Genomic DNA, 23,362 nt, shown 5'->3' with positions numbered 1-23,362 from the left:
TAGTAATTCCATCTTTCAGCATTTTGCAGTAAGCTGCTTCAACGCCAGAAATAAGTAACAACATTAGGAGTACGTGTTGAATAAACGAATTGAACCTGAACTATTTGGTAGTACGCCCGACCTAGATCAGGTTGCGCAATCAAAAGAGCCGATTGCACAATCGAGTAAGCAAGCGCCAAGCGCGCCGCAAAACGTACCTGACACACCTGCCGTTAAAAAAAGTAGCAATGTATTTACCTGGCTGGGTGCTATTTCCATTATTGCGTTAGCAGCAGGTGGATACACACTTTACCAACAAAATCTTGCAACCCAAGCTCAGCTTGCTGCATCAAATCAACGCATTGCTGAATTAGAAAGCGCACTTTCAGCAACAGGCGAAGAAATGGGTGAATCGGCAGGCGCCATTAAAGCCAAGGTAAGCGCACTTAGTAAGCGTACAGACGAACTTTGGACACAAATGGACAAGCTTTGGGCATCTGCGTGGCGACGCAACCAATCTGAAATTAAACAGTTAAAAGATCAAGCTAGCGACATCACTAAAAACCAGAAAACAGCGCAAGCAAATGTTAGCTCTGAACTTAAAACACTGTCGCAAAACCATACTGAACTCACGTTAAAGCTTTCGGTACTTGAAGAGCAACAGCAAGCAACTAAAGCACTTAAAAATCAATTAGCTGCAGTGAATACCGAACTTGACCAAATAAAGTCTAAATCACAAGGCCGCGACGCCAAACAAGTTGAAATTGGTGGCAGCATAGCCGAATTAGAAATGACGCAAAATGCACTCGCAGAACAGTTACAACGCTTAGAGAGCAAACTTGCAGCAGCAAAGCCAGCTCAACTTTAACGGATCAAGCAGACAAAGGGCCAACGCATAGTTTGGCCCAACTATATAAACAAAATTAAGTCGCTTTAAAGGAATTACTGCGGCTCCTACTAAAGGTTGATGTTCCTAACTTATACAAATTCCGATACAAGCAAAACGATACTTTAACGTTGCCACTTCAGTATTTTAAAAATAGGGCTTACTCTAAGCCGATACTTGAGTTATCCCTAGCTCAAACGAATAGTCTAGTCTCGCTATTTTGTATCATTTACCTAAACATCTATCGCGTTCAAAATTCTCAACTTGCTGAGGCATGCCAAAGCAACATACAGTGCAGAAGCAGAAAAGTGTCTATTCGGTTTTTCATTTGTATTTATTTAATATTAGGGTGGTAAGCTAAAGCTAACCTTATTTATGCATATTGCTTGCAGAACCTCTTTTATTTCCAAGCAATCGGTGAATAATGTGATTCTGTGAGTCGTCAATTTACAGCGGGTTACAAAGTCAAATTTGAGTGGATAAAAGGGCATTTACATGCCCTTTGAAGTGTTAGCATAATTACGTTAACAGTATTTAGCTGCTAAAAGCGATATTTTACATTCGCTGTAATTGTGCGTTGTTGACCATAGAAGCAATCGCCACGGTATAAGCAACTTGTGACCACTGTTTTATCAGCAACATTATCAACGTTTAAGCTAATGTCGAAATTGTTGAACTCATAACCAACCATCAGATCAAACACAGTATATGCATCTGTAGTAACTGCTGTGTGTAACGTTTGGCCAAGTGCTTCAATTGTGCGGCTCCCGTCAAAAGTTTCACCCACATAACGCATACCAGCACCTACTTTCAGCCCAGGTAAAAAGCTTTCAGGGCGATAAGTAGTCCAAATATTAAATAAATGCTCAGGCACTGCGGCAAGTGAAGCTGAATCAGTTATAAGTTGATTTTGCAGATATGTTTGACCTTGTAAAATTAAGCCAAGTAGCTCTTCTTTAGACTTATCTGAGGTATTTTGTTCTGAATCAGTGTAGGCATAGGCTGCGTACACATCAAACTCATTGAACTCTAACTGCGCTTCTAATTCAATACCTTGAATATCAGTTGAGCCATCTTGAACTTCATGATTTGGTGCGATACTGCGCGGTGCATTCTTTTGTGTTATGTCGAACACAGATGCTGTGATCAGGTGTTCTGTGCCCTTCGGCTGATATTTTATTCCCGCCTCAAGTTGCTCACCTTCACGTGGTTTGTAAGTACCATACTTTACTTGGCCATTTTCGTCTAAGCCATCAGGGCGTGAGCCATATTGAGGTAAGAATGATTCTGAATAACTCACATAAGGTGCAATGCCGTAATCTTCAAAGGTATAAAGAATGCCTAAACGACCTGTAGTTGCTGATTGCTCGTCTTTTACAGCTCCAGCAGCATCGCTTTTTGTTTCAACTTCATCGTAGCGAAGGGCGGCGTTTACGATAAAGTTGCCAATTTCCATGCTGTCTTGGAAGTAAATACCAATTTGCTTATCGTTTTGCCCTGGTGTGTCTGGGATCATATCGCCCGTCGGCAAGAAGCCAATTTGGCCATAAACTGGGTCGTATAAATCAAGCGAAGTATCTACGTCGATACCGACAAACTGCTTGATAGACGCTGGTGTAAGGTATAAACGATCTGTATCAGTATCTGCGCTTTGGTAATCAATACCAGTTACAATCGTGTGACTAACCATGCCTGTATCAAATGCACCGCGTAGTTGTAGGTCGGTTGTGATTGAATCTGCAACAGCATCACTTAAGCTAAAGTTACGCACAATCGAACGTTTGTCTTCTTGAAGCTTTGGTGGCCATGCATACATGGTGCGATATGTTGCCTCAGAGTCCATTTTACGCGCCGACCAATGAACGGAGAACATATCATTGATGTAGTGATCTACGATTAAAGTAACAGCTTTTTGTTCTGTATCGTACTGATCCCAGCCTGGTTCGCTAACAAAACGTTCACTTGGAATTTGACCATACTGTGCAGAGTTAATTGTACCTTCGTGCGGGAAGAACTGTGTGCTTGAGCCCGATTCATTCTTTTGGAAATTTGTTAGTACCGTTAAACTCGTGTTGTCAGTAACATGCCAAGTTAGGCTTGGTGCTAAGAACAATGTATTGTCATCAACATATTCTGTTTGCGTTTCGCTGTCGCGGTACATAGCTACTGTGCGTACTAGCACATCTTCATTGCTATCAACTGCTGTATTAAAATCAAATGCAAGCTGCTTACGATCAAAATTACCAAGTTGAGCCCAAATTTCGCCCGATGTCCCTTGCTTTGGACGCTTACTCACAGAGTTAATAATACCGCCTGTTGAGCCTTGGCCATACAACATTGATGAAGGTCCTTTTAGGATTTCAATACGCTCAAAGTTATATGGGTTTGGACGTGCATTATTGTAATAACCAAACATCATTTGTAGCCCATCTAAGTACTGAACAGGCGCAACACCACGAATGTGAGCCCAGTCACCTCGTGTATCAACACCATAAGGTCCGTTATAAACACCAGCAACATAGCCAATCGCATCTTGAAGTGTTTCGGCGCCTAAATCAGCAATACGCTTCTCGGTCAATACCGATACTGATACGGGCGATTTCACAATCGGTGTGTCCGATTTAGACGCTGACGCAGAAACATACGAGATAAGCCCTTTAGGACTTACCGTAATAACTTCCATTTCTTCTTTTGTAGATTGAATTTCTTCGTTAGCGATTGCATTAGCCGAAAGAACGATACTGGTCGCCAATAATAAATTTGGGTACTTAAACTTAAAACTATTCATAGTTGATCACGTAATTGTAAGTAGTTGAGTAAGATGAATTATCAAGCGCGAATATTACAGTTAATGGAAACCATTCTCAATACTGTTTGCAATTACTTTTTTTTGTGAAAAGTACTTTTTCATCATCAAATTTAAAACATCAGTGATTATTAAATAGCATGTTTTAATTTGATAACGTTCGTAACTAAATAGCCAACGCTAAAATACTACGCAAATTTTAAAAGTTGGCTCTCTTTCAAATACAAACCTGAATCCAATACACGTAGGGCTATAAAATAATGAATAATTAAATTTTTAGGCGCACGTTAAATAAAACCTAAAAAAAAATCATAGACTTTTAAATCGAAAAAAAGCGCTAATAGCAGATTCGAAGGTAGTTAACTAACCCTTTTCTAAAAAATCTGGTTGACCGTTATTATTTTTATCTTGTTTACTTTCTTGCTTGTCGGCAGTGCCATCACCGTCTGAGTCGTCATCTTGCCAGTTAAATTGGCCATCATTATCAGCGTCAAGCAGCTTTACTGAGCGTGCTAACAAATACTCTAAGCCATCAATAATGCCATCATTATCTTGGTCGTTTTTATTTACATCACTCATTAACCTGCGCTCTTTTCGGTCGTCAAAGGCATCGACATCTGTGTCGTGGAATACGGTAATTTTATAGCTTAAATCTTCGCCACCCGCATAGTTGTTATCCGTTACGCTTAGCTGATAACGACCCGCTTCAAACAATTGAAAGTGAACAACATAGGTGCCATCTTTTGAAAATGGCTTCATAACATAGCTATCGATAACCAAGCCATCGGCATTTGAAATATACACTTGTGGAGAAAAGCGCTCTGCTTGTGTCGTAAAAAACGCAGTGATCATCGTTCCTTCTGACGCATCAAAGCCAAATAAATCGCCTTTATCAACACGCGATGAAATTGTGCCAGCAGCAATAAAGCCATCATCTAGTTTCGCTGGTGTCGCAATACCTGGGTTATCATTCGGCTCTTGCTCAATAAATACCGGATAATGATGTTTGGTTGCATCAAATGGGTAATCATCAATCACGTCCAGTATATCGTCACCGTCAGTGTCTTTTTCATACCATGGCGTTTCGCCACAGCCACTTAGAGCCATAGTTGCAATAAAGAAAAGACCGAACGGTCGCAAAGTGAAAGGCATAATGCGCATCCTGGGTTGAAAGAAACATGAGTGACTAGGGTAACCGAAAAAGTACACAGTAAAAATATATTTATAAAAACAATCCCCTGGATATTTTCTTTATATATTTAAAGGTTGATTGATCGCTTTTGAAAATCATAACGTTTAACTAAATGAAGGGTCGATAAGGTGTAGCCCACCTTTACTAGCCAAGTTAACTACCCCTTCGCCATGTGAACAAAAAAGCGCACTCATGTATGTGCGCTTTTTCATTTTTTTAAATCAGCTAATTGCTGAAAAGCCGGTTTAATTACTGCCAAGTATTACTGGTATTTGGTTGTTCGCCCTGATTCCACCATTTTGCCGTGTAGGTTTTGCCTTCAAACACTGCTTTGTCGCCGCCCACATAAACTGCTGTTGATTGCCACTGTGCAACCGTTGTTGGTGGCTCAACTGGCGGCTCAGCAGGCGGTTTGCTAGGTGGCTCTGTTGGCGGAGTTACCTCACCAATGAGTTGCCATGGACCACCCGCGCTTGGTACATCACCTTGTGTCCACCATTTTGCTTGGTATTCAGCGTTTTGATACACCACTTTATCGCCTTGAACATAAACCTTATCCGCAGACCAAGCGTTGCCTGTTGATGGCGGTTCGACGGGATCGGGCAAGGTATCAACTAACCTTACTTCAGGCCAATTTGCGTGTGAGGCATAGAAATTAGTTACGCATTTTTCATAATCGCCCGGTACTAACGCCGAATACGCCGTTTGATATGCCACTAGTTTGCACTCAAACGCATAACCGCCGGGTCTATCTGCGTAATACGCCCAGTCGCCTTCCCAGTTGGTGTAAAGCACATCGGTTGCGCCTTCTAAATTTAAACTGCCATACGGGGTTTGTTGCCAACACGTATTTTCTTCATCCATTTCAATCGGTATTTGATAATGCGCTGAAAGCCCTTCCCAGTAGCGAATACGATTTACCGGCTGGCCTTTATTTTTATTTTGTGCACCACATTCAATGCCACCATTAATAATATTGATGGTAGTGCCAAAGCCGTACCCGATCCCAGCAGATGTTTCGCGCTCTGACGGCGTCCATGTACGGTCTATCACATGTAACATTGCCGGTTTGGGTGCTTGTGGCGTTAAGAAAAACCAAATCGCCGAGGCTAAATTTAACCATGAGTCTGCAACCAGTGCTGGGTTATTTAACAATACCGTGGCATCACCATTAAACATCACTTCTGAGAACGCGCCATAATTAAAATGATACGACAATTGTTTTGCACCGCGACCAAAATAGCCTTGATTTGGTGCACATGGCCAGCGGCGATTTTGCCAGTCATTCTGACCACAGCCCGTGGTGTAACCGGGTTGCCCTTCAGACCAGCCCATTTCTCTTACGTGTACAAGCGCTTGTTGCCATTCTTCCAAACCTTGCGGGTTATCTGAAGTATTGTCTCTTGCAATATGGCCGCCCGTTTCTTGGGCAAAGTGGGCAAATGCGGTAACGATTGATCGTTGACAAATCGCATCGGCATCACGTCCATCGCTATAATCACCACAAAACGCTGGGAACTTACCAATTGCGCGTAAAAAACGCGTGTAGGTATACTCAGGTGCAGCCATTTGAGTTAAAAAGTCCCATTGCGCCTGACCAAAAACCCGCTCTGCACGCTTTACATTGGCGGGGTTGCTAGCGGCATTTGGCACAATCGCCTCAACTAACGTGTTATCAGCGGTACGCAGCGCATCTGACCAAATTGCGTACATTGGATTTGCGGTTTTAGTTTGCGCCGCAGTCGCTACTTCGCTTTTTAATAGCACATAACCATTGGGGTTTTGTGGGTCGGGTTGCACATTAAGTGCGTGCGTCGCAAGTGGCGTTAACAGCGCTAAATTTAGCGCCAACGCTAACTGTGTTCTTTTCATTTTTCTGCCCTTATTGGTTAACCTCAAGTGGAGATAACGAATGTGTTTCTAACGGTTACTTTTACTGGCTTAACCGTAAAAGGTGTTGGCAATAAATTCACTCTTAATGCGCGCTATTGTTTCAAGGGCTATGCCTTGAACTTTGAAAACACTTGTCGCAAGCACATTAAAACAACTTTATCTATTTCAAACTTATGTACTTTCACTATTTGTTATCTGAGCCTGAGGTTAGTTATTCTTGGAAACGTTAACAATAAATTAACGTACCGAATACTGGTACCTTTTGACAGCGTTGTCAAACACTATTTTTAATAAGGGCCTTATCAGTAGTATTGGTTTAGCAAAACCATAAAAAAGGCTTACAGACTCGGGCAAGCCTTATCGTTATCACGAACGGTAAAATGAGTATGGGCAGTTACACGCAACATTATTAGTGTTGGATTTTCGCGCTGTAACAAAAGCGCATAAGGTAACAGCGTTAAAAAGTAATTAATAAACAATAAAGTAAGAGTTTTGGAAGATACCACGTTTGATTACAGGGAATTCATAATCAACAGCTAAGAATACCATAAAAAACACTCATGCTAATTACACATGGGTGTTTTATGTCTCTCACTTAATTTCAGTGCTGGCACGCTCACAAATTCAATTTGGTTAGCTGTTTGAAGCACCATCAAATACGCTCTGCTCCCAAAGCTAGCGCTCTACAACAGCATACGCTGTTAAACCGCCATTACTGGTGCCTATTTCAAATTGCGATTGCAAGTGACCTGCTTTTTGCATTACGAGCACCAGCGGCACGTTTTGATTAGTAAAGCGATCTGGGTGAAAATTAATAGTCACGGGGCAGTTAACAACGCTCCCCCCCCCTTTTTTGACTTTAAGCGAATATTTTCAATTGCTTGCGGAACAGCATTTCATTACTTCTGCTAACAGCCCACCTCTATCACTTTAATCCAATAATAATAGAAACAATAGATTAAGACTTACCCAATACGGGCTTGCTTAAAAAGACAACACCCTAACTCATTTAATAGCAAGGGTGCTTTTATTAGAAAGTAATAAATTAAAGAAAGCTGGACTCCTTTGACCACTGTTTATTCTGGTATGACATAATTTCATCTGATTTAGTCACACAAAAACGAGGGAAATACTCTGCATCGTGTAAGATAAATTTGCACTCACGTGGCGCTTCAGAAAAGTTATGCCATTTGTTCTTTTGCGCATCATATTTTTGCAAGAAAAAGCTCACATCTGCTAAATTAGCAGCAATGCGGTATGCTGTTCCATTAGTCGGTGATTCGAACAAAATACTGCCAATGGTGTATGGTGGTGTGCTAAGTTCTTGCCACGTTTGCCCTAAATCTTTTGAAACAAATAGATCAGAAAATGCGCCTTGTTGGTTGTATAGCGTAATTATTTCACCTATCACATTAAAGTTTGTGAGTTTTTGAGGCACGTTTAAATTTTCTGTCTGATACGTATTCAAGTCGATAACATCAAGTAGCTCTGGCGATAAGCCAATATAGTATTTATTATTTACAATTTTGCCGTGTGCTCTTGCACCCCATTTTCTAAAATTCGAATAGATTTCTTTTTTAGATGCGAAATTACTAGCGTCAAACTCATAAACTTTTAATGTATAGTTATTACCTCCGAATGGAATATAGTTTACGTCTTCATAATCAGCTGTGATTACATAAACTTTGTCGCCTAAAATATCGATATCTTGAATTTTTTCATTATTTTCAAACTTGCTTACCACTTGCCATTGTTCTTGCGCTTCAACAATCATTTGTTGCGCTTCGTTTGCCGCTAATAGCTTTCCATTTGAAAGCGTTCGAACGGTATGAATGTCGCTCACTTGATTTGTTTGAATAATGTCCCATTGCCCTTTTGCATCACGCTTTTTGATTACACCAAGCTCGGCACCATAATATAAGTTTTGATTATTATCACTTGCCGGAATTTGCGACTGTATTGGTGGTAACGCTTTGATTGCTAAATTATAAAATTGATCAGCATCTAATTCATCTGACAAACCTTTCTTCAACGCTCCTTCTTGAACACTGTGCACATAAACATTTATTAGATCAACCACTAAGCCTTGTCCTGAACTTGTCATCACACTTTTGCTAGGCAAAGGCATTTTTTTTGGCTGCCAAACGATACTATTTTGGTTCGACAAGTAAGGAGAATATTTTGCGATATGTGGGGCTATTAATTGTTCTTCGTTACCTAAACGCTTTGGAATCCAAATTTCTTGATCGTCCCCTAAATCAAAGTAAATCAAAGAGCCCATATCAGTTAACGTACCTGTTTTTACGTTAATCGTTGGAAACCCTTTTATCTTGGACTGCATACCCATTTTGCTAATAGCATATTCCCCCTCAGGTAGCCATAAACCAGAAGTGTTATTGATACGCGTGGTGAGAGTGTACTTCTTTTTAGTAGCTATATTTGTAACTTCCACATTGGGATGAAAACGTGGCAAATTTACAACTAAATAACCATGTGAGTTTGAGAGTAATTGGGCGTTTTGGTCTTTCGGTGTACTTTGACAGCCAACTAAAAAGAAGATGATAGCGGCGCAACATAGATGTTTTAAGTTCACTCTTTTTCCTTAAGCGAGTTTTATTATAATTATCGCCCGCAACTTTATTTTGAATGTAAATACCCTGCAATCAAAAGATCTATATTCATTTTAGTAAATGTAAATCAATGTGAAATATTAATAAGTTAAAACAACTTATTACCCAACAAAATTAACGCATTGCCGATTGCGCCGAGTGCGAATAATCGTAGTAAAATAATCGACATAGTGCCGATACCACCGGCTGAGGTGTTTCTAAATTTCAGTGGGTATTGATGAAATACTAATAAGTACAGTACGTTAAATAATCCAACGCGCATAGCGTCGAGGGAGATGGTTTTACCGTCGTTTAAATGAATATCGCAAGTATGCAAAACAGCGCGTGTTTTATTAGCAACGCCACCGACTCGGTGCTTGTTTTTGCGAATATAGGTGTAGTTAAAAACCACTTCGCTTATATCGTTTTTATTAACTAACTCACTGCCACCTTTTTTTACCTTCTTAGCAAGTTCTTCAATTTCGATGTGGTTTTGGCTAATGGTCATCACTTTTTTACTGCCAAAACCATACTTTTTAATTGTTACTAAGCGCTTAATAATAAACACCGTTAAAAAGCTGCCTAAACAAATTAAAAAAGCGATGCCACGTGGGTAACGTTCTACTAAATACAAACTTGATAGCGCAATAGCCATCACCAAAAGGGCAAAAAACACTTCAGCCCAACCTGATAACACCGCTAATGCAGGCAAAGACTGAAGTCGCGTTACTGAATCGGCTTGTAGCGATGATTTACCCTGAAAGGAAGCGTATCTAAACCAATCTTTGTCGGTTAAATCAAGGTCGAGCGAGTGCTTTGCAATTGAGCGCATATAAAATCCATTTGTGCTAGCGATGGTTGTTTTGATTAACGGCGATTCCGTTGTCGCCTTGCCTATTTTATTGGCTTTACTAAATATGTAAATAGAACAAACTATTAGCTTGTTTAACACATAAAAATTAACGCTACTAGTTAATCTAATTTGAAGTGGTATACGTAATAAACAAGGTTATGGTTTAAATAAGAATACAACAATGAAACTGAGCAAATTAGAAAAGTACTTTGAAGTTGAAAAACTTGTTTTTAATAGCCTTGATTTAGCGCTTTACAACGTAAGTGCGGTAGTTGAAGGACAGGAATACATCATTACTGACGAGCAAGGTGAACGCATAAAACACCATAATTTATTAGCACTGCAACAGCGTTTTCAGAATGTAAAAGCTAAAAAACAGGTGGTACGTCAAAGCAGCGCCTACGATGAAATGATTGGCGGCCCAGTTAAAGGGAGTAATGAGATGGAAGTGTCGCTTGGAGATAATAAGCTGTACTAAATAAGCTTACTTTAAAGCTAACAGCTTATTATTTACGTGTTAGCGCTGCACTTACTTTTGAAAACACAAAACCACCTGCGGCGCCAGCGAGTAATTGGGTATAAAACCCCCAACCTCTTGCGCCCGCAATCACGTTAATTTTCATAATGAGTTCAAACGCAATTAACACAGTAGCAAGCGCTGCAATACCTGCACAGGTAAACCATACGTCGCGCGAAATAACGTATTTTTTGCTAAGCCAATTAGCAAACGTAAACGCAATTGCCAATGCAACTGCGATGATCACGCCATAAGTTGTGATCATGCCAAGCCAATCTTGCGCCATTACATTAAGACGAACAGCCAATGGGACCGCCACCCCAACATTTACTAACTGATTGACAACATATTGGCTATGGAACAAGCTAGCTATGGTAAAGCTCAGCAGCCACGCAACTAAAAACGAAGGTAATAAACGTGTTAAAAATAACAAGGTTAGCGCAACTCAACAAAGGTATATTCCCTCACACTAGCAAACACTTAGGTTGTAAACAATGGTTGCTTTGTATCGCATTTAGTTTTGTCACATCTGTAGGTGTTTCAACAAGCGCCATTGCAAACAACACCACCTTACCGTTAGAAACTTACAACATACATACCTTTGCAACCGGATTAAACGCGCCTTGGAGCATGGTGGAATTACCCGATGGAACATGGCTAATTACTGAACGAGACGGCCATGTAGTGATAGTAAAAGACAACAGCCAAACAAGGCTAAACCTTAACTTTGAAGGCCTGTACCTTGCAGGGCAAGGCGGCTTACTTGATATACTGCTTGCACCTGATTATGCGCAATCAAACACCGTTTATTTTACCTACGCTCAAGGCAACTTAAGCGCTAACCGTTTAGTGATCGCAAAAGCACAGTTTAATGGCACAGAATTTTCAAAACCTCAAATTGTGTATACGGTGGTAACCGATAAAGGCACACCTCAACATTATGCTGGTCGCGCACTAATACTGCCAGACAATACCTTGCTGTTTTCAAGTGGCGACGGCTTTGATTATCGTGAACAAGCACAAGTTGTAACGAGTCAATTAGGGAAAATGCTACGCATAAACCTAGATGGCAGCATACCTAACGACAATCCATTTAAAGCTCACATAAACCCAAACGCTCATGCGGTTTTTTCTCTTGGCCATCGTAACGCACAAGGGCTTGTGTACGATTACGATGCAAAACGCATTGTAAGTCATGAACATGGCCCTGCTGGCGGCGATGAACTTAATTTTTTAAGTGCTGGAGAAAATTACGGTTGGCCGGTGATCACCTACGGTAAAGACTATTCACAAGCGCGAATTTCGCCGTTTACTCAATACAAGGATATGAAACAACCAAGCATTAATTGGACACCCTCTATTGCTCCCTCGGGCATGGCTTACTACGGCACACGTTTTAACGCGTTCCCATCACTACAAAAGCACGTATTAATTACCACGCTCGTTGATAGAAAACTGTACGCAGTTGATATTAACAATAATCGCTTTAAACAAACCGCCGTTTTCCCCGAAATAAGCGGCCGCCTGCGTGATGTATTTGTTAGCAATAGCGGTAATATCGCCATTTTAACCGATGGCAAAGATGCCAAATTGCTACTTGTTTCGAAGCTAAGTAACTAAACTAAAATCGATAAGCGCTGTCACACTGAAATATGTTAGTAACATAAAAACATAGTGCTTAGCTATGTTTTACACAATTAACCATATGTTGACCAAAACTCGTTTTGTAAGCTGCTTTTTTGCATAGCTATTTCAGGCAAGTCACATATAATTACCACTACTCAACGACAAAGAAATACTATGCTTTTAAACGCCTTACTCACATTTTTGCTTGTAGTTAGCTTTAGTATTAATGCTAAGCCTTGGCGACTTTGTCATGAAGATAAAGAGTACCCGCCTTACCTTACTAAGCCAGTGCAAAACACTCAGCCTGGAGGGCTTGTAATTGACGTGTTATCTGGGGCAGCAAAGCACGCTAATACACCGATTACTTTTGTTGCTCGTCCATGGAAACGCTGCAAGAAAGGCGTTAAAAATGGCACATATGACGGCTTGTTTGTAATGCTTAAAACGCCTAAGCGCGCAGAGCAATTTGCATACCCAACAAATGAGCAGCACTACTTAAATAAAGTAGATTATGTCATTTTGTATAAAAAAGGCTCGCCGCTGCATCGTGCCGAATCGAACGGCAAACTGTTTAACGAACAAGGTCAGTTTAATTTTAATTATTACAAACGCATACAAGAATTTGGCTTACAAGCACCCACTGGCTATGTATTACATCAATTTTTAAAACAGCATAACGTCGCCGCAAATGATAACTATGACTTAGATTTGGGCATCAACCAAGTCGCTAATGGCAGGCTCGACGGTTATGTAGTTGAAAAACGCGCAGGGTTAAAACGTGTTGAAGCACTTAACAAACAAGGTATTGTTATCAGCAGTCAGGGAGTGTTAAAACGCACCTATTGGTACGTACCGTTTAATCGAGATTTTTATAACAACAATAAAGACGATGTAGCGCGCTTTTGGCACCACATACAATTAAGCCGTGAGCAAATCTTAGCTCACGACTAGAGCGTGTTGATCTTTGTGGTCTAAATGCCAAACAAAATGCTGCAGAAATAGACAGCAAAGGTCAACACGCTCTAATTTAACCCAAGTTAGGTTAAATTAAATATCGCGCCAAACCACACAACTCGACCAACACTATTTTAGGTAAAAACGCACCACTCCCCTTCAAACACGTTAAAACACCTAACGCCAACACCTAAAATTTCAGACAAGCACCATCATTTATGAGATAAAATTCATTTTATTTGTTTTGTTATAATGTATCATTTTATAAATAATCTAATAACAAGCCTTTTAAGGGGAAAGTTGTGCAACATAAAACCTACCTAGCTTTGGCAATATCTGCAGCAGTTATGCTGACAGGTTGCTCCAAAGAACCTGAGAGTCCTAACAAAGCACATACAGAAGTAAGTGAAACCACTTCGAAAGAGAGCAAAAACGCGCTCACGCAAAACCCATTTTTTAAAGAGTGGAATACGCAATTTGGTTCGCCACCATTTGATGAAATAAAAACAACCGACTTTTTACCCGCTTTTGAAAAAAGCATGGCTGAGCATAAAAAAGAAATCAATGCGATCACACAAAGTGAATACGCACCAACATTCGATAATACTATCGCCGCTATGGAGCTTGCAGGTGCGTCACTCACACGCGTTTCTCGTGTGTTTTTTAATTTAACTGGCACAGAATCAAACGATGAAATGCAAGCGTTGCAGCGTAAAGTGTCACCAATGCTAACGCGTCACAACAATGAAATTCGCATGGATGAAGCCTTGTTCAAACGTGTAGCGCACGTTTACAACAACCGTTCTGGTGCAAATTTAAACCCTGAACAAACTCGTTTGTTAAACCGTGTATACGACAGCTTTGTGAGAACAGGTGCAAACCTAACCGAAGAACAACGCGCTGAACTCGCATCCATCGATGAACGTATTTCCGAACTTTCAACCCAGTTTGGGCAGAACTCTTTAAATGACTCGCGTGCGTTTACATTGGTATTAGAAGAATCAGATTTAGACGGTTTATCTCAAGCACAACGTGATGCAGCAGCCGCAGCGGCAAAAGCGAGAAACTTAGCAGGCAAATACGTGATTACACTAAACCGTGCCAGCGTTGAACCGTTTTTACAATTTTCGAGCCGTCGCGATCTACGCGAAAAAGCGTTCAAAGGTTGGGCAAACCGTGGCGACAACGATAATGAGTTCGACAATAAGGCAATTATTGCTGAGATGGTATCGTTACGCGCCAAACGTGCTCAACTGCTTGGTTATAAAAACCACTCTGAATATGTACTGTCAAACGCGATGGCAAGTTCTCCAGAAACCGCAATGGACCTACTGTTAAAAGTGTGGGAGCCAGCAATTGAAAAAGCAGAACAAGAGCGTAGTTGGATAAAAGAGCAAATGGCAGCTGAGGGTGTTGAGCACGAGCTAGCTGCTTGGGATTGGCGCTATTACGCAGAAAAAGTACGTAAAGCCAAATTTGACTTAGACCAAGGTGAAATTGCCGAGTATTTCGAGCTTGAAAATATGCTTGCAGCAAAATTTTATGTTGCTGAGCAATTATTTGGCCTTAAATTTGTTGAACGTAACGACATTCCTGTTTACAACGAAGTAGTTCGTGTATGGGAAGTGCAAGACAAAACAGGCAACGCCATCGGTTTATTCTTTGGTGACTATTACGCACGCTCAAGCAAGCGCTCAGGCGCTTGGATGAGCTCGTTCCGCACCCAGCAAAAGCTTGCTGGCGATGTAAAGCCAATTATCGTCAACAATATGAACTTAAATAAACCAGCTGAAGGCGAAAAAACGTTAATGAGTTACTCCGATGCAGTAACCTTGTTTCATGAGTTTGGCCACGCACTTCATGGTTTATTATCTAACGTGACTTACCCAACGCTTGCTGGCACAAGTGTACCTCGTGACTGGGTTGAGTTCCCTGCGCAACTTTATGAACACTTTATTGCGCAACCAGAAATGCTCGAAAAGTTTGCTCGTCATTACAAAACCAACGAGCCTATGCCTAAAGCACTTATTGAGCGTATTAAACAAGCAAGTACCTTTAACCAAGGCTTCGCAACGATTGAGTTTACGGCATCTGCACTTGTCGATATGGCATATCACCAACTAACAGACGTAAAACACTTGGATGTACGTGCTTTTGAAAACGACGTGTTAACTAAGTACGGTAAACCTAGTGAAATTATTATGCGCCATCGCAGCACGCACTTTGGCCATATTTTTGCTGGCGGTTACTCTTCAGCCTATTACGCATATATGTGGTCTGAAATCTTAGATGCCGACGGGTTTGATGCTTTCTTGGAAAAGAAAAATATTTTTGACCCAGAAACGGCAGAGAAGTTATATCACTTTATTTACAGCCGTGGTGATACATTAGATTACTTCGAAGCATACGAAGGATTTAGAGGCCGAAAGCCTACCACGGATGCACTACTTCGCAATCGCGGGCTAGATTAAACAAAAAACCGAAGTCAGTGACTTCGGTTTTTTTTGCTCACTTTTAATGTTATATATCGCGACCAAACCACACAACGCGACCAACAATACGTGCTTGTTCACCCGTGGCATGGGTGATTTCAAAGCTTGGGTATTCTGGATTGTCACTTATTACTTTTACGCCGCCACTAAATGGTTTTAAGCGTTTAGTTAACAAACCATCTTCGGTGTGTACTAAATAAATATCTTCTTTATGCGCTTGCTTTTGCGACATATCCACTAAAATCATATCGCCGTGTTCTAGGGTTGGTTGCATACTGTCTCCGCGTACAGAAACAAACGCCAACTGCTCTGAATGCACACCTAATTGCGATGATAACCACTGTTTCGAAAAACCAAAATGGTCAGAAATTTCTTCCCCTGCGCCAACTTGGCCAAAGCCCGCACTGGCTTCTACATCAAACTTAGGTGCAAGTACCATATCGGGTTTAGTGTTATTGGTAACGTCGTCAGTAGCGCGCTGGCCTGTAATTAGCCAATTTAAATCAATGCTAAATTGCTCACTTAATTGTTCTAAATAAGCAAGCGACGGGCGGCTGCCACCACGACACAAACGATAAATAGTTGAAGCCGAACGCCCGGTTACTTCAGCAAAACGCTTTTTGTTGCCTTCTGTGATTTGGTCAATTAACGAAAGAAAGCGGCGAGAAAAGGCAGTGCTCATGGTAAGTTCAGCTCCAAAATTTTAGTGGAGGCTGACTTTACCGATATTCGCACTAAATTCAACGTAACCAAGCTAAACTCTACACTGTATGCCTTATTTTTAAACAGATCGTTGGATTTGCAGTCAATAAACCTGAGCTTAGACGCCAATCCTCACAGCCTAACTACGCGCTAGCAGATAATCGCTTTTTGGCATAAAAACGCCACAAGCCAATCAGGTTACTGATTAAGAAAACACTTTCCATCAGTACAGCTACTGGTGAAAAAACCAACACATTGTGCAAAATCCAACATACCGTGCCAACAATCATAAAACAGCGCAAAGTAAAATCATTTGCTTGAAACGACGCATAGGTTTGCAATAAAGCCGCAAGCAGCGCAATTAGGCTTATCCAGCTATGCCAAGTAATATAAACCGCAGCAATACTCATCGCCATAAAACCGAGCATTACACGTGGATCTCGTGCAAAAATACAATAGCCATAACGCAATGCCGCCAACAGCATTAAACATGCTGCACTTATTTTATCGAGCAACAGAAAATGCACTGCGGTAAACAATACCGAAGTAAATAAGCAGGTTAAAATCGCACTGCGCGATTTAAATTGAAACGAGGCTAAATCAAGTAAAGTAGCGATTGCTACCAAACACTGCGACACAATAAACATAACGGCTCCTGTAAAAAGGGGCAGTCTAATCAGGCGCCAATGTAAAAACCTTAACTTAAGTTAATTGCCGTCAAAATGATTTGGTTAAATTTAAACGACGGCGAATGCGCGACAATGATATTGCCGACACTCCCAAGTACATTGCCACTTCGTTCAAACTAAGCGTTTCTAACCAATGAGGTTTATTGTCGAGTAAATATTGATAGCGTTGCTCGGGCGTATTGAGCAATAAAAAAGCCTCTTTGGCTTCTTTAAATAATAACTGTTGGGTTATAAGCTGTTGTTTTATAAACTGCCAATCTGCATTTTCCATTAACGATAATGGCACCTTCATTACGCGAGCCTGACGTATTACTTTTAGCTGATAAAGCGCAGGACTGTGCGTTAGCCAATTGCCATACAAAAGTGCAAATTCATCTTTAAAATAAAACTCTTTGCATTTTTGCCCGCCATCGGAACTTGCGTGCAAAGCCCCAAGTACCCCTGACAAAATTAAAAACCCCGCGTGTTGCGTTTCGCCTTGTTGTAATAGTACCTCGCCTTTGGCATAGGTTTTAATATCAAATTGCCCTGCTAACTTTTGCTCAAATAAGCTTGCAAGTTGCTGATAACTATCACCTAGTTCAAGGATTTTTGGCGTATTCAATGGTGCCAACCTCGCATTAATAATTGAGTAATCTCACTTGCATTCACGCTATCACGCACCACAAAATGCTGACCACACCAAAGTGGCGAAAAATCACTTTTGCCAGCGGCTTCTGCACGGGCGCGGATCGCCGTCATCGCAATTGACGCAAACGGGAATGGCGGTACATGTGACGGCATGCTGTCAAGCTCAGTTATCGCACGGTTGACTATTCCGCGCGCAGGGCGACCAGAAAATATAGTCGTCAGCACTGTTTGGTGCGGCTTTTTTAGTGCCGCGCGATGGAGCTCACTTGTTGTGGCTTCATTACTTAATAAGTACGCACTGCCAATTTGTACCGCACCAGCCCCTAGCTGCTGAAATGCCTCAACGTCTTCAGGTTTACTAATACCACCAGCGGCAATAATTGGCACGTCTAAAGTGACACATTGTTTTACCAATTGCTTGGTTGTTGGCTGCTGCATGATGTTAGTCGATAAAAAATGGCCGCGGTGACCACCGGCTTCAATGCCCTGTGCAATAATGGCATCAACACCGTTTTCTTTTAAAAAACACGCTTCTTCAAACGTGGTTGCCGATGACCAGACTTGCCCACCCCACTTTTTAATTTGCGACACAATCTCCTTGGCTGGCAAGCCAAAATGAAAGCTCACTATTGGCGGTTTATATGGCGCGATAATCTCCAATACACTTTGATCAATAGGCGTGCGCGATGCACTGCTTGAAAATCCTGATGCATCAATATTAAACTCGGCAAAATAAGGGGTGAGTAATTGATGCCAATCCATTTGCTGCTGCTTGCTATAATTGGGCGTGGTGTGGCAAAAAAAGTTTAAGTTGTAGGGCTTATCTGTATGGCAGGTTAGATAGTTTAATTCGCTAACTAGCTGCTCTTTTGTCAACATAGCACACGGCAGCGACCCAAGCCCTCCTGCATTGCAAACCGCAACGGCCAATTTGGCATTTTGTACTCCCGCCATCGGCGCTTGAATAAGCGCAAGCTCAGTATTAAAAAACGTTTTTGTCATTGTTACGATCCTTGTTGTAATGAAGAAAAGCCAAAGTGTTAGCGCATTATGCTATTCAAATAAATTAAAGTAACTGAGTTTGCGTTAAGGTGTTTAAATTAAACTGTTTTTGTTAAGTGAAAAATAAAAATGCCGTAGCACCACACTCAGTACTACACTAACATTTAATGGTTAATAACCTATTGAAATTTAATAATTTAACCCATTGATTAAAACTATTTTTTGATAAGACAAAAATTTTAAATTGACGCAAAACGTAATCCTGTTTATTTTCGCCGTGATGTTTCAAGAAGGGCCATACTAAGCGCTGGTCAACCCAATATTAAGCAGATATCCGCATGCCTATTGCTGCGATTTACACCTTTAAAAGTAACCATAATATTGGAACCATTTGAATGACCGAGCCGAGCGTTATCAGCTTAATTCCACCCATTGTTGTACTGACACTTGCTGTAGTACTTCGCCGCCCTATTTTAGCCCTTGTGTTAGGTGCGTTAGTAGGCTTAGCCCTGCTTGATTTTACGACCATTTTAAGTAATTTTGCCGAGGCATCATTAAAAGTGATGGCCGACGAAACCATAGGTTGGCTAATTTTAGTATGCGGTAGCTTTGGTGCACTTATTGCGCTATTGGTGCGAACTGGTGGTGCACTGGCGTTTGGTCGCAGCGCACTGAAACTTGCCAAAGGCGCTAAGTCGTCACTGCTTATGACCTATTTGCTGGGCGTGGTGATCTTTATTGATGACTACCTAAACGCTTTAACTGTAGGCGAAACCATGCGCCGCGTTACCGACAAGTTTAAAATCTCCCGCGAAATGCTGGCCTATGTGGTTGATTCAACCGCCGCACCTATTTGTGTGCTGGTGCCACTCTCTACTTGGGCGGTGTTTTTTGGTGGCTTGTTGGTTGATAACGGTGTTGCCGCAGAAGGGCAAGGCATTAGCGTTTACATCGACGCGATCCCCTACATGCTCTATGCCTGGGTTGCCGTGTTTATGGTGCCATTGGTTATTTTAGAGGTGATCCCACTGTTTGGCCCTATGAATAAAGCCGAACTTGCAGCAAAAGCGGGTAAACCAGCACTTGAGCAAGTCGATTTAAGCGAAGTGCAAACACCCGATGAATACGCTGCAAAAGCAATCGAGCAAGAATTCGAAAATGCCGATAATAGCGGTAAGCTCTACAACTTTTTAGTGCCAATAGTGCTTCTTGTAGGCTTTACCGTGTACTTTGATATTGATGTGTGGAAAGGCTTACTGGCAACATTGGCTGTGACCATTCCATTTTATATGGCACAGCGTTTAATGCCGTTGGCCGATATGTTGGAGCAAATGATTGATGGCTTTAAATGTATGTTACCTGCCATTGGTACGGTTATCGCTGCATTTATTTTTAAAGATGTGTGTGACAAATTGCTATTGCCACAATATGTAATGGACACGCTAAGCCCGTATATGACAGCACAATTACTGCCTGCGATGGTGTTTTTATCAATGGCAATTTTAGCGTTCGCTACGGGGTCGAGTTGGGGTATTTTTGCAGTAACAATCCCAATAGTAATGCCACTTGCTGTTGCGGTTGATGCGAACATTCCGCTGGTGATTGGCGCGCTATTATCAGCGTCATCTTTTGGTAGCCAAGCGTGTTTTTATTCTGATTCAACGGTACTGGCAGCGCAAGGCTCAGATTGTAACTTAGTCAGCCATGCTGTAACTCAATTACCTTACGCACTGCTTGCAGCTGCAATCGCATTTATTGGCTTTTTGCTACTGGCATAAATTCAGTAACCTGATAAAAAAGCGCCAGCAATATGTTGGCGCTTTTTTATTGATAATTAGCCTCTTTTTGAGAGGGCCATTAACACTTTCAAAAAGGCTTCTACCGATGCGATTGAGCCCGATTCATCCATTGTGTGGTAGCTGGTTGTTGGCACTTGAATAGTAGTACCATCCACTAAACCATTCGAACTGGCGATAATACGACCAAGCTCAGTACTACCAATAGAGCGTGGCGCTTCCCCCCGCGCGGCAAGCTCTTTATTTATTTTTTCCATATATTCATCTTTATAGATGTAGCTTAACTGCTGCTCTTTACAGATTTTTTCCACTAACTTAGTTGCCGCTGAATTAAACGAAGCGTTGGCATCTTTTTTTCGCAGCACTAAATGTTGTTTATTGGCAGATTCAACATCGGGAAACGGGCTAGTATCTACCACAAATAAGCGGTTAGTTGAGCCACCAAAACGACGAAACCATTCCAATAAATAACGCCAACTTTTACCTGCCTCTTCTTGCGCGGTGAAAAACACGGTGCCCTCAAAGCCCAAACTAAATAAATGCACGAGCGCTGCCGCTGACAGCACATTATCGAGCTGTCCGGTTAATCGCTCTTCGGAAATACGCAGTTTGTCTTTAAACGCAACCGGTGTTCCGGCAACGGCACTTTCAAGGCCGTCAATTTCAAAAATAAGATTATTTCGATACTCACACACATAGGAATGCTTGATCATGCCTTGCCCGCGATACGCACCAGACCAAGGTTCGTAAGCATACACCGGGGTAGACTTATAGCGCTCGGTGATTTTAGTCATGAGTTCTTCAGATACTGAGTTATTGAGCAAATCAGTGCGGTTTGCAGCAATAAATGCTGCATATTGAAATTCGTTCGGCCCAGTACAAATTAAACCGTGGCGGTCGATATGTGCAGAAAACATTGCACTGAACGGCTTTTTACCCTGCGCAACTAATAGTCCTTCGTACCAAGTTACAGTGGCCCCTCGCTCTTCAAGCTCGCGCTGCAATACACGAAAAAACGAATGCTCCGCCCCGACCACACTCGGATGGCGAATAATTTCTTTTAATAAATCGATATACTCTTGGCTTAATGTGCTCATTAATTTCACTCTAAAACACGCTAAATAGCCCCTACTAAGTTTAAAAGCTTAGCGAGAAGCCGTAATTTTTTGCCTAGTTCGATATCTTTGCACAAGCGTTTTATGGCTAAATTTAAAGCACCGAATTAACTGCAAGTATCTGCCTGAATCTACAAACTAGCAAGTAAAATCAAAGCCAAAATAAATACTAAATTATTGGGCTAACCTGCCGATAACATATTGATTCACAAACAAGGACGTGATTATGAAATTACCTAGCATAAATAGTTATGAAAACCTCTCAAATGCGGTGCAAAATAAAAACACCAGTATTGAACAAGCTGTAAACACAGCAAAAGTAAACGCTAATGACCAAATAGCGCCAGATTCTGTATTTATTAGCCAGGTTTACCTTGTTGATTTTGATTTTAACAGTTGGTTAGCTGAACCCGACCAAGCCAATTTATCCGATGAGCAAAAACAGCAGCTTACGTCGTTGTATGAGCGACTTTCTGAAGAAGACTTCATTAATTTAGCAAAAACAGATGTCCTTAAAAACGAAAAATTTTTATCATTGTCAGGGCAGCTCGATGACGAGCATTTAAATGGATTAGTAAGTGCTATTGCGGGCTTGTCTGTGCCTGCAAGCATGTTATTTGTGCATGTGAATGAATACCAACCTCCGCGCACGGAAGAAGAAAAAATTGCGCAATTTATTGACGCGATTGCCAACCAAAATGAAGTAAACCGAGACAAAATTATTTCGCAAGCGGCACTTTATAGCGAGTCCGTAAATACATACAAAAAAAATAGTCGCGATGACGGTACCTACTCGGAAATCAATTTGTACTTTAGTACCGATTCAAGCGCGAATAACCTACAAAATTTTGTATCAAGTGTCATTTCGTCAGATAACCCAGGTGATTTAGTAGACAAACTCAGTAATTTTAGTGAGCAGCAGCAAGGTGCAATGTTAAATGTACTGGGGTTTGATAATCATCTTGGTACACGTTTACTTGATCAGTTACACGACAAAGATGAAACCGCACGTCAAAACATCGTTTCATTTTTAGGTGATATTACGCAAAAATCGGGTGCCTTTTTAGAATTTTCCGCCTTTTCGTCTCGTGCCCCCGATAACCCACTTTATCTCCGTAAGGGCCATGGCGACAACATGTATACAACAGTGCAAAATATGGTAAGTAAAACCGTTAATTTATTAGAAGATTACGAGTTTTCTGACGAGCAGCTAAGCAAATTTGGCGAAGACTTAACAAATCATCCACGCCAGCAGCAAATCGCTTATCTAGACACCTTTACTCTTGGCTTAGAAAATCTTATCCAACGCGATGAAAACAACCAAGAAACCTATAATCCGCTAGAAGATGCCAAATCTGCGACGCAACTGTTTGCACTTTTGAATGATGAAGCAGTACTAGAGAAAATGTATCAAACCAGACAAGGAGAGGATTATCGCGCAGGCACTTTCTTTAAGGTGAAGTCGTACCAAGAGTATCAAGCGGATGCAAAGCAGCTGATGGCGCACTATTTACCCTCAATTTCTTAATCCCTTGTGCGCCAACGGTGCAGGTAACGCTGTTGGCGCTTATTAATTCGCAATCCAAATATTTAAAAGCCGATAATCCAACATTGGTAGCCC

Annotated in this window: 19 protein-coding genes; 7 read left to right on the top strand and 12 right to left on the bottom strand. The window is 41.3% G+C overall.

Annotated features, from left to right (window positions below; translation table 11 throughout):
• Positions 1 to 76: 76 nt before the first annotated feature.
• Positions 77 to 847 carry a hypothetical protein gene (locus tag PSPO_RS15355; RefSeq protein ID WP_010558276.1) on the top strand — a complete coding sequence of 257 codons (771 nt, stop codon included), beginning with the start codon at positions 77 to 79 and terminating at the stop codon, positions 845 to 847.
• A gap of 559 nt (positions 848 to 1,406) precedes the next feature.
• Here the strand turns inward: PSPO_RS15355 and PSPO_RS15350 are convergent.
• The 6 genes from PSPO_RS15350 to PSPO_RS15325 form a co-directional block, all read right to left on the bottom strand.
• The gene (locus tag PSPO_RS15350) at positions 1,407 to 3,653 is read right to left on the bottom strand and encodes a TonB-dependent siderophore receptor (protein ID WP_010558277.1); all 2,247 of its coding nucleotides are present in this window, start codon (positions 3,651 to 3,653) and stop codon (positions 1,407 to 1,409) included.
• A 381-nt stretch (positions 3,654 to 4,034) separates the two neighbouring features.
• The gene (locus PSPO_RS15345) at positions 4,035 to 4,823 is read right to left on the bottom strand and encodes a cell surface receptor IPT/TIG domain-containing protein (protein ID WP_010558278.1); all 789 of its coding nucleotides are present in this window, start codon (positions 4,821 to 4,823) and stop codon (positions 4,035 to 4,037) included.
• A 289-nt stretch (positions 4,824 to 5,112) separates the two neighbouring features.
• Positions 5,113 to 6,735, bottom strand: a complete 1,623-nt coding sequence (locus tag PSPO_RS15340; RefSeq protein ID WP_010558279.1) for a chitinase — start codon at positions 6,733 to 6,735, stop codon at positions 5,113 to 5,115.
• 696 nt (positions 6,736 to 7,431) lie between these two features.
• On the bottom strand, positions 7,432 to 7,578 hold the full coding sequence (locus PSPO_RS15335) for a DUF3626 domain-containing protein (protein WP_010558280.1): 147 nt from the start codon (positions 7,576 to 7,578) through the stop codon (positions 7,432 to 7,434).
• 223 nt (positions 7,579 to 7,801) lie between these two features.
• A complete protein-coding gene (locus tag PSPO_RS15330; protein ID WP_010558281.1) occupies positions 7,802 to 9,349 on the bottom strand; it encodes a hypothetical protein in 1,548 nt (515 codons plus the stop codon).
• 125 nt (positions 9,350 to 9,474) lie between these two features.
• Complete coding sequence (locus PSPO_RS15325; RefSeq protein WP_010558282.1) at positions 9,475 to 10,197, bottom strand: hypothetical protein; 723 nt, start codon at positions 10,195 to 10,197, stop codon at positions 9,475 to 9,477.
• Positions 10,198 to 10,399: 202 nt separating this feature from the next.
• On the opposite strand from PSPO_RS15325, the gene PSPO_RS15320 reads away from it, so the two are divergent.
• Positions 10,400 to 10,696, top strand: coding sequence for a DUF6482 family protein (locus PSPO_RS15320; RefSeq protein WP_010558283.1), 297 nt, complete (start codon positions 10,400 to 10,402; stop codon positions 10,694 to 10,696).
• 28 nt (positions 10,697 to 10,724) lie between these two features.
• Here PSPO_RS15320 and PSPO_RS15315 read toward each other — a convergent pair whose 3' ends face one another.
• Positions 10,725 to 11,168, bottom strand: a complete 444-nt coding sequence (locus tag PSPO_RS15315) for a hypothetical protein (protein WP_040642114.1) — start codon at positions 11,166 to 11,168, stop codon at positions 10,725 to 10,727.
• Here PSPO_RS15315 and PSPO_RS15310 point away from each other — a divergent pair.
• The 3 genes from PSPO_RS15310 (at position 11,153) to PSPO_RS15300 (ending at position 15,786) form a co-directional block, all read left to right on the top strand.
• Complete coding sequence (locus tag PSPO_RS15310) at positions 11,153 to 12,355, top strand: PQQ-dependent sugar dehydrogenase (protein WP_010558285.1); 1,203 nt, start codon at positions 11,153 to 11,155, stop codon at positions 12,353 to 12,355. The two genes, PSPO_RS15315 and PSPO_RS15310, sit on opposite strands and share 16 nt — an antisense overlap.
• Before the next feature lie 180 nt (positions 12,356 to 12,535).
• Positions 12,536 to 13,312 carry a substrate-binding periplasmic protein gene (locus PSPO_RS15305; RefSeq protein ID WP_010558286.1) on the top strand — a complete coding sequence of 259 codons (777 nt, stop codon included), beginning with the start codon at positions 12,536 to 12,538 and terminating at the stop codon, positions 13,310 to 13,312.
• Positions 13,313 to 13,617: 305 nt separating this feature from the next.
• Complete coding sequence (locus PSPO_RS15300; protein WP_010558287.1) at positions 13,618 to 15,786, top strand: M3 family metallopeptidase; 2,169 nt, start codon at positions 13,618 to 13,620, stop codon at positions 15,784 to 15,786.
• A gap of 49 nt (positions 15,787 to 15,835) precedes the next feature.
• On the opposite strand, the gene PSPO_RS15295 is transcribed toward PSPO_RS15300, so the two are convergent.
• From PSPO_RS15295 to PSPO_RS15280, 4 genes are all read right to left on the bottom strand, one after another.
• Positions 15,836 to 16,489: an XRE family transcriptional regulator gene (locus tag PSPO_RS15295; RefSeq protein ID WP_010558288.1), complete on the bottom strand. Its 654-nt coding sequence runs from the start codon at positions 16,487 to 16,489 to the stop codon at positions 15,836 to 15,838.
• 163 nt (positions 16,490 to 16,652) lie between these two features.
• Positions 16,653 to 17,156 carry a YgjV family protein gene (locus tag PSPO_RS15290; protein ID WP_010558289.1) on the bottom strand — a complete coding sequence of 168 codons (504 nt, stop codon included), beginning with the start codon at positions 17,154 to 17,156 and terminating at the stop codon, positions 16,653 to 16,655.
• A 70-nt stretch (positions 17,157 to 17,226) separates the two neighbouring features.
• Complete coding sequence (locus PSPO_RS15285; protein WP_010558290.1) at positions 17,227 to 17,802, bottom strand: Crp/Fnr family transcriptional regulator; 576 nt, start codon at positions 17,800 to 17,802, stop codon at positions 17,227 to 17,229.
• Positions 17,799 to 18,830 carry an NAD(P)H-dependent flavin oxidoreductase gene (locus tag PSPO_RS15280; RefSeq protein ID WP_010558291.1) on the bottom strand — a complete coding sequence of 344 codons (1,032 nt, stop codon included), beginning with the start codon at positions 18,828 to 18,830 and terminating at the stop codon, positions 17,799 to 17,801. The genes PSPO_RS15285 and PSPO_RS15280 overlap by 4 nt, the downstream gene beginning before the upstream one ends.
• Before the next feature lie 395 nt (positions 18,831 to 19,225).
• Between PSPO_RS15280 and PSPO_RS15275 the strand changes: the two genes are divergently transcribed.
• Complete coding sequence (locus PSPO_RS15275; protein WP_010558292.1) at positions 19,226 to 20,608, top strand: Na+/H+ antiporter NhaC family protein; 1,383 nt, start codon at positions 19,226 to 19,228, stop codon at positions 20,606 to 20,608.
• Between the two features lie 56 nt (positions 20,609 to 20,664).
• Here the strand turns inward: PSPO_RS15275 and PSPO_RS15270 are convergent, their stop codons facing one another.
• On the bottom strand, positions 20,665 to 21,723 hold the full coding sequence (locus PSPO_RS15270; protein ID WP_010558293.1) for a zinc-binding metallopeptidase family protein: 1,059 nt from the start codon (positions 21,721 to 21,723) through the stop codon (positions 20,665 to 20,667).
• 244 nt (positions 21,724 to 21,967) lie between these two features.
• On the opposite strand from PSPO_RS15270, the gene PSPO_RS15265 reads away from it, so the two are divergent.
• Complete coding sequence (locus PSPO_RS15265; RefSeq protein WP_010558294.1) at positions 21,968 to 23,269, top strand: hypothetical protein; 1,302 nt, start codon at positions 21,968 to 21,970, stop codon at positions 23,267 to 23,269.
• The last annotated feature ends 93 nt before the right edge of the window (positions 23,270 to 23,362 follow it).

Source organism: Pseudoalteromonas spongiae UST010723-006 (genome assembly GCF_000238255.3).
Taxonomy (GTDB): Bacteria; Pseudomonadota; Gammaproteobacteria; order Enterobacterales; family Alteromonadaceae; genus Pseudoalteromonas; species Pseudoalteromonas spongiae.
The sequence above is the reverse complement of the archived record's forward strand: the minus strand, read 5'-3'. Positions and strand labels throughout refer to the sequence as shown.